Annotated in this window: 9 protein-coding genes; 5 read left to right on the top strand and 4 right to left on the bottom strand. The window is 37.2% G+C overall.

All coding sequences use genetic code 11. The features are described 5' to 3' along the window. Positions 1 to 13: 13 nt before the first annotated feature. From JEM65_RS17380 to JEM65_RS17365, 4 genes are all read right to left on the bottom strand, one after another. Complete coding sequence (locus tag JEM65_RS17380; RefSeq protein WP_199602393.1) at positions 14 to 412, bottom strand: rhodanese-like domain-containing protein; 399 nt, start codon at positions 410 to 412, stop codon at positions 14 to 16. Positions 413 to 452: 40 nt separating this feature from the next. Further along, on the bottom strand, positions 453 to 764 hold the full coding sequence (locus JEM65_RS17375; protein ID WP_199602391.1) for a rhodanese-like domain-containing protein: 312 nt from the start codon (positions 762 to 764) through the stop codon (positions 453 to 455). 173 nt (positions 765 to 937) lie between these two features. After that, entirely contained in the window at positions 938 to 1,543 is a 606-nt protein-coding gene (locus JEM65_RS17370) for a thioredoxin family protein (RefSeq protein WP_199602389.1), read from the bottom strand. A gap of 70 nt (positions 1,544 to 1,613) precedes the next feature. Next, on the bottom strand, positions 1,614 to 2,141 hold the full coding sequence (locus tag JEM65_RS17365; RefSeq protein WP_199602387.1) for a TlpA family protein disulfide reductase: 528 nt from the start codon (positions 2,139 to 2,141) through the stop codon (positions 1,614 to 1,616). Positions 2,142 to 2,254: 113 nt separating this feature from the next. On the opposite strand from JEM65_RS17365, the gene JEM65_RS17360 reads away from it, so the two are divergent. The 5 genes from JEM65_RS17360 to trpD all read left to right on the top strand — a co-directional run bounded on the left by JEM65_RS17360 (position 2,255) and on the right by trpD (position 6,910). Next, the gene (locus JEM65_RS17360; RefSeq protein ID WP_199602385.1) at positions 2,255 to 2,710 is read left to right on the top strand and encodes a MarR family transcriptional regulator; all 456 of its coding nucleotides are present in this window, start codon (positions 2,255 to 2,257) and stop codon (positions 2,708 to 2,710) included. A gap of 106 nt (positions 2,711 to 2,816) precedes the next feature. Continuing rightward, entirely contained in the window at positions 2,817 to 3,371 is a 555-nt protein-coding gene (locus tag JEM65_RS17355; RefSeq protein ID WP_199602383.1) for a YceI family protein, read from the top strand. A 255-nt stretch (positions 3,372 to 3,626) separates the two neighbouring features. Then, positions 3,627 to 5,030, top strand: coding sequence for an anthranilate synthase component I family protein (locus JEM65_RS17350; RefSeq protein WP_199602381.1), 1,404 nt, complete (start codon positions 3,627 to 3,629; stop codon positions 5,028 to 5,030). Positions 5,031 to 5,188: 158 nt separating this feature from the next. After that, positions 5,189 to 5,752 carry an anthranilate synthase component II gene (locus JEM65_RS17345; protein ID WP_199602379.1) on the top strand — a complete coding sequence of 188 codons (564 nt, stop codon included), beginning with the start codon at positions 5,189 to 5,191 and terminating at the stop codon, positions 5,750 to 5,752. A gap of 162 nt (positions 5,753 to 5,914) precedes the next feature. Next, positions 5,915 to 6,910 (top strand): anthranilate phosphoribosyltransferase, encoded by a 996-nt coding sequence (gene trpD / locus JEM65_RS17340; RefSeq protein ID WP_199602377.1) that lies wholly within the window; start codon positions 5,915 to 5,917, stop codon positions 6,908 to 6,910. The last annotated feature ends 65 nt before the right edge of the window (positions 6,911 to 6,975 follow it).

Genomic DNA, 6,975 nt, shown 5'->3' with positions numbered 1-6,975 from the left:
TTACGACCAAGCACTAATTAGGCATCTCAATATGCAATTCCTTAAAACGCCATTGGCTAATGCCTCCTTTAAGATCATAAATCATTTCAAACCCCGCGTCTTTCAATTTTTTAGCACATTTTTCGCTACGCCCACCCGAATGGCAATATAAAATGACTGGCTTGGTTTTATCTAATTTTTCAATATCCTCTTCAAAAGTTGGAGAAGTAAAATCGATGTTTTGAGAATTCTTGATAAACCCGTTTACGCGTTCCTGAGCTGTTCTTACGTCAACCAGTTGCACATCTTCCAACTCCATCAACGCCTGCATTTCTTCAGGGGTTACCAACTTTATTTCGCCTTCAATATCATTCTTACAGCTTATCAAAAATGAAGCTGCAAAAATAGAAAATAGAAATAAAAGACGTTTCATAAGTTTTGGTTTACTCTCTATTAAAGAAAAAAATCGGGTTTTATTGTGTAGATGCTCCGGTCCACTTCATAAAACCACCTTCTAAATTATAAGCCTTTGCAATACCTAGCTGATTCATTATAGAACAGGCCTGGCCACTTCTTGCTCCTGAACGGCAATACACATAATAGCTTTTATCTGGATCTAACTTCTTTAGCTCATCAATAAAATCCTGACCTTGATGGATGTCTAAATTAATGGCACCCGGGATATAGCCTTCGCTAACCTCTTCTTGGGTCCTTACATCTAAAATCACCGCATCAGCGTCCTTTTCCATTTGGGACACCCAATCGTCTTGTGTTAAATCTGCCATACTAATTATTTTTTTATGATGCAAAATTAACGTTTCTTTAGCATACACACAAAAAAATCCGAAGTGTTACACTTCGGATTCATTTTTTAAAAGCTGCGCGACGGTTATCTGTGCTTTTTTAAACAAATTGAGCAAGACCAACTAACAAGTCTGCTTTTATAAAAGGCATCCACTTAAAATTTTATAGAACACCCAATGGCTCTGGTCTCTGTTACTTTAATTGGTTGACCTGAAAGCAGCGACTCAACTGCATTTTCAGCGTATTTGGTTTGGACCGCACTCGCATCTTGATAATTATCGTCAATGGCGCCAATATATTTGACTTGATTACCCGCACTCGTTTTTTGTAGTATATATACTTGCGGGGTTTTAGTAGCCCCATATTGCGGATAAATTTTTTGACCTTCATCAATTAAATAAGGAAATGTAAATCCTTTACTTTGGGCTCTGCGTTGCATGGCTTCCATATTATCTCCAGGTTGCATCGTGGTGTTATTGGGCATAATGGCAATAACCGGATAACCTTTAGGGGCATACTTTTTATCTAGAGCAATAATCCGATCTTCATAAGACACCGAATATGGACAGGTATTAGACGTAAAAATGACGATAAATCCGTTAGCGTCATTATAATCAGACAAGGACACCATGTTACCATTAACGTTTTTAAGCCTAAAATCTGAGGCAATATCCCCTACTTTATATCCATTGCTTATTGTGCCAAAACCTGAAAGTACGACTATGGCTACTATTGCAAGCAATCCTTTTATTTTTTTCATAAGATGTTTCTTAAATTCGTTCATTAACACTCAATAAACGTTCCATTCTGGTGAATGCAAGACTGGAACTTTAATTTAAAAACTTTTGAAGCTCCGTCTCCAATTCCTTATAAGTAAATGGTTGTTCATAAAACGCACGCTTATGCTTGTTATAAATAAGTGTCGCAGGAATGGCTCCTGACCAATCGGGATGTATTTCAGGAATCCACGTATTAGAATCGGCATCATTTAAAACCACCACTCTCGATTTAATATTATTGTCTCTAATAAATGGTTTTAGATGGGAATCGTATTTCTTAGGGAAATCCAGACTCACTAACGTTACAACCACCTTTTTGTCTTTATAATTTTTATTAATCGCTTCAAAATAAGGCATCTCTTTAATACATGGCGCGCACCACGTAGCCCAGAAGTTAATAACATATACACTATCAGAAGCAGTTTTTAAGAGTGGTTTTAAACCTTCAAAGTCGTAAACTTCCAAGTCTGGCAACATAGTAATCTCTATTTCTTCATTAGTTTCTACGTCCTGATTCCCATTAGTCTCATTCTTGCATGAGGCTAATAAAATTAACAATAATAATCCTGATATTCTCATGCTATAAAAATATACATCCCTTTATTGCCACATTAAAATTTAACAAAAAATTAATTACCTAATAGTTGTCAATTGTATAAAAACAATTACATTTGTATATACAATTGTCGTACATGAAAGAGTTAGAAGATATCATAAAAACTAAGACTGACATTGCATTGGCTAAAAAGACTGTTTTAAACATCTCTTTAACCAATGTAAATTTTAAGGATAGTATTTCCCACGTACTAAAATCGTTTGACATTTCTATTGAACAATTTAACGTGCTCAGAATTTTAAGAGGTCAGCACGGAAAACCCACCAACCTCCAAGACATCCAAGACCGGATGGTCAGTAAAATGAGCAACACCACCCGATTGGTGGATAAGCTTATTCTAAAAGGATTTGTAGAACGTTTTATCTGCGAAGACAACCGTAGGAAAGTTGAGATTTTCATTACAAAAAAAGGCTTAGAGGCATTACAAAGTATTGATCCGAAGGTGCTTTTAGTTGAAACCGAACTGACAGCAGCATTAAGCATTGAAGAATTGACCACCTTAAACACCTTATTGACAAAACTTAGAAAGTAATCGTGTTTGGCTCAATACATGCATGGAACATGCTACAAGAGCTTACAACTATAAAAACAGAATTATTAATAACTATTATAAACTTTAACAACAAAAATCAAACATTATGAAGAGTACAATAATTTTAGCAATGGCTTTCGCCGCATTTTCATTCACAACAGTAAAAAACGTAGATGTTACCAATAGTGCAATTACATGGGTTGGCCATAAAGTAACAGGTCAGCATGATGGCTCCATCACCCTTAAAGAAGGGACATTGAAATTTGATGATAAAGAACAATTAACTGGTGGCTCATTTATCATGGATATGACAACTTTAACGGTTGAAGATTTGGAAGGTGAATCAAAAGGCAAACTTGAAGGCCACCTAAAATCTGATGATTTTTTCGGTGTTGACAATCATAAAACATCAAAATTTGTAATTACTAAAGTTGAAGGAAAAAATGGTAAATACAAAGTTACTGGAGATTTAACTATCAAAGGTATCAGCTTCCCAAATACATTTGACATGACGGTAAATGACAACAATACAGCTACTGCCATATTGAAAGTTGACAGAACAAAATATGATATCAAATTTAGATCGACAAGTTTCTTTGACGGATTGGCAGACAAGGCAATCTATGATAATTTCGATTTAAACGTAAATCTTAAATTCTAAGTTCACCTAACAATTACAAATGGGATCCTGCTTCGGCAGGATTTTTTTTTAATTTCTTCATAAATTATTTGTTAACTAAATTTTCATTTCTATATTTGACAAAACAAAAACATGTACACAATTTTAAATCATACTTGGTGGTGGAACTTTTCGAAACAACTTTCGTGAGGTAACGCTATTGTATATTTAAATTTAATATAAAAAAGGCTTGTCATTCACGACAAGCCTTTTTCATTTTTATAACCATTACAACCTATGAAGACCTTCAGTCTATACACACATCACAAAAAAATTCTTGCAGATACCATTACCCCGGTCAGCATTTATCTAAAAATTAGAGATAAATATCCTAATAGCATGCTGTTGGAAAGTAGTGACTATCACGCCAATGATAATAGTTTTTCCTATATCTGCTGTAACCCTATTGCGTCCATAAAGGTACAGAATGAAGTAATTACAGAACGTTTTCCTGATAAGACACAATTGACCCAGCCTATTACCGCAGATACTGACGTGGCCAACGTGATCCATAAGTTTACCAAACGATTTAAAACCCATTCTGAAGAAAGTTTTAAATTCATTAACAATGGGGTTTTTGGGTATATTGCCTATGATGCCGTGCGTTATTTTGAAGATGTAGACATTTCTAAAAAGGAAGGTCACCAAGATATTCCTGATATTTATTATGCGGTGTATCAGAATATCATCGCCATTAATCATTTCAAAAATGAGGCCTATGTATTTGCCCATTGTTATGATACGGATAATAATATTGATGAAATTTTACAGCTGATCAAATCCAAAAACTTTGCGGCGTTTAATTTTTCTACGGATGGTGATACCTCTTCCAACTTAACTGATGAAGAGTATAAAGACAATGTTGTTTTAGCAAAAAAACATTGTGCCAGAGGTGATGTCTTTCAATTGGTACTCTCTAAAAAATTCACCCAACAGTTTAAGGGTGATGAATTTAATGTCTATCGCGCTTTGAGAAGTATCAATCCGTCCCCTTATTTGTTTTATTTTGATTATGGCGATTTTAAGATATTTGGGAGTTCGCCAGAAGCGCAATTGGTCATCAATAAAGACAAAGCAGAAATCCACCCTATTGCGGGCACCTTTAAACGCACGGGGAATGATGAAAAAGATGCTGAACTCGCCAAACAGTTAGCGGTTGATGATAAAGAAAACGCGGAACATGTGATGTTGGTCGACTTGGCTCGGAACGATTTGAGTCGTCACGGGAGTCAAGTAACCGTAGAAAACTATCGCGAAGTCCAATTCTTTTCTCATGTCATTCATTTAGTAAGTAAAGTCACTGGAAAAAAACACAAGGACACCACCACTATGCAAATGGTGGCCGACACTTTTCCTGCCGGCACTTTAAGTGGTGCACCAAAACACAAAGCCATGCAATTGATTGAAAAATACGAAAAAACAAGTCGCGACTTTTACGGTGGCGCCATCGGGTTTATGGATTTTGAGGGCAACTTTAACCATGCCATCATGATCCGAACGTTTTTAAGTAAAAATCATCAATTGCATTGGCAGGCGGGGGCTGGGATAGTTTCTAAGTCTAAGCCTGAGGACGAATTACAAGAAGTGTACAATAAGTTGGGTGCATTGACCAAGGCTATTGAAATGGCTAAGGAAATATAAGCGCACAGAATTCCTTCCCTTATTTCAAGGGAAGGTGGATTCATACCGAGAAAACGGGATGAAGACGGAAGGGTTTTTAAGAGCTTTACGTTTATTTTAGCATCCACACCGAATTTAAATTTAATTAAAAAACACCCTCACTTTAATGGGGAACACATATGAAAGTACTAGTTATAGACAATTACGACAGTTTTACTTACAATTTGGTTCATTATCTGGAGGATTTAGGCTGTGAAGTTACGGTCAAACGAAACGATCAACTGACATTAGACGATGTGGATGCTTTTGAAAAAATCGTACTCTCTCCAGGGCCAGGAATTCCTGATGAAGCTGGATTGTTAAAGGACATTATAAAAACCTATGCCCCTACCAAAAGTATTTTGGGAGTCTGCTTGGGGCAGCAAGCCATTGGTGAGGTTTACGGTGGTACATTAATCAACCTCCAAACCGTATACCATGGGGTATCTACCAACGTCACCACATGTGTGACCGACGAAACGTTGTTTGACGGTTTAGAAAACACTTTTGAGGTTGGCCGTTACCACTCGTGGGTGGTAGATCCTAATTTGCCAGAGGTTTTGGAAGCCACGTCTTATGACGAAAATGGTCAAGTGATGTCCTTACGTCATAAAGTATACGATTTAAAAGGCGTACAATTTCATCCTGAATCGGTATTGACACCACACGGCAAAAAGATTTTGGAAAATTGGATTAACCAGTAGGCAGTAAACAGTTGGCAGTTAGCAGTTGGCAGAAAGTCCGCTGATTACTGAGGACTGCATACTGAATACTGCCAACTGAATACTGCTAACTAAAAAAAGGCGAAAAGGTTTTTTTAAAACAAAGTTTAACAAATAAAATCTCCACTGTCGTGGGGAATGGATATGAAACATATACTCAACAGACTGATCAATCAAGAAAGCATCACCAGCGACGAAGCCAAACAAGTGTTGGTAAACATCTCTAAAGGTGATTATAACCAGAGTCAAATTGCATCGTTCCTGACGGTGTATATGATGCGGAGCGTGACCATTGAAGAACTGCAAGGGTTTAGAGACGCCCTTTTAGAACTCTGTTTACACGTTGATCTAGACGATTATAATGGTATTGACCTTTGTGGTACCGGCGGCGATGGGAAGGACACGTTTAACATTTCAACCTTGGCCTCGTTTGTGACTGCTGGGACAGGTATCAATGTGACCAAGCATGGAAATTACGGGGTGTCTTCTGCTTGTGGCTCTTCTAATGTTATGGAATTTTTAGGTATTAAATTCACCAAAGACATTGATTTTTTAAAACGCTCCATGGATGAAGCAAATATTTGTGTATTGCATGCACCGCTCTTCCACCCTGCAATGAAAAACGTGGCGCCCATCCGTAAGGATTTGGCTGTTAAAACCTTTTTCAATATGTTGGGACCTATGGTCAACCCAGCGTTCCCTAAACATCAAATGGTAGGCGTTTTTAATTTGGAATTATTGCGTATGTATGGCTATCTTTATCAACATACAGATATCAATTATACCATTCTGCATGCTTTAGATGGGTATGATGAAATCTCATTGACCGGACCAGCTAAGGTGATCCGAAACGCTTCAGAAACGATCATCACCCCTCAATTTTTTGGTGTTGACACTCTAAATCAGGATGAAATTTATGGTGGGGATTCGGTAGCATCGGCTGCTAAAATCTTTGTAGACATCTTAAACGGAAAGGGAACCGAAGCACAAAACAATGTGGTATGCGCTAATGCGGCTATGGCTATTGCAACGGTGAACAAAAACTCTGTAGAAGATAGTTTCGCCTTGGCAAAAGAATCGTTAATGAGTGGAAAAGCAAAGGAGAAGTTTGAAAAATTAGTGAGAATTAGTGAGAATTAGCAAGAATTAGTCTGCAGTGGGCAGTTAGCATTGGGCAGTAGGCAGTAGGCAGTAGGCAGTTGAAT

Origin of the sequence: Gelidibacter salicanalis, from assembly GCF_016469035.1 — a bacterium.
In the GTDB taxonomy this organism is placed as follows: domain Bacteria; phylum Bacteroidota; class Bacteroidia; order Flavobacteriales; family Flavobacteriaceae; genus Gelidibacter; species Gelidibacter salicanalis_A.
The sequence above is the reverse complement of the archived record's forward strand: the minus strand, read 5'-3'. Positions and strand labels throughout refer to the sequence as shown.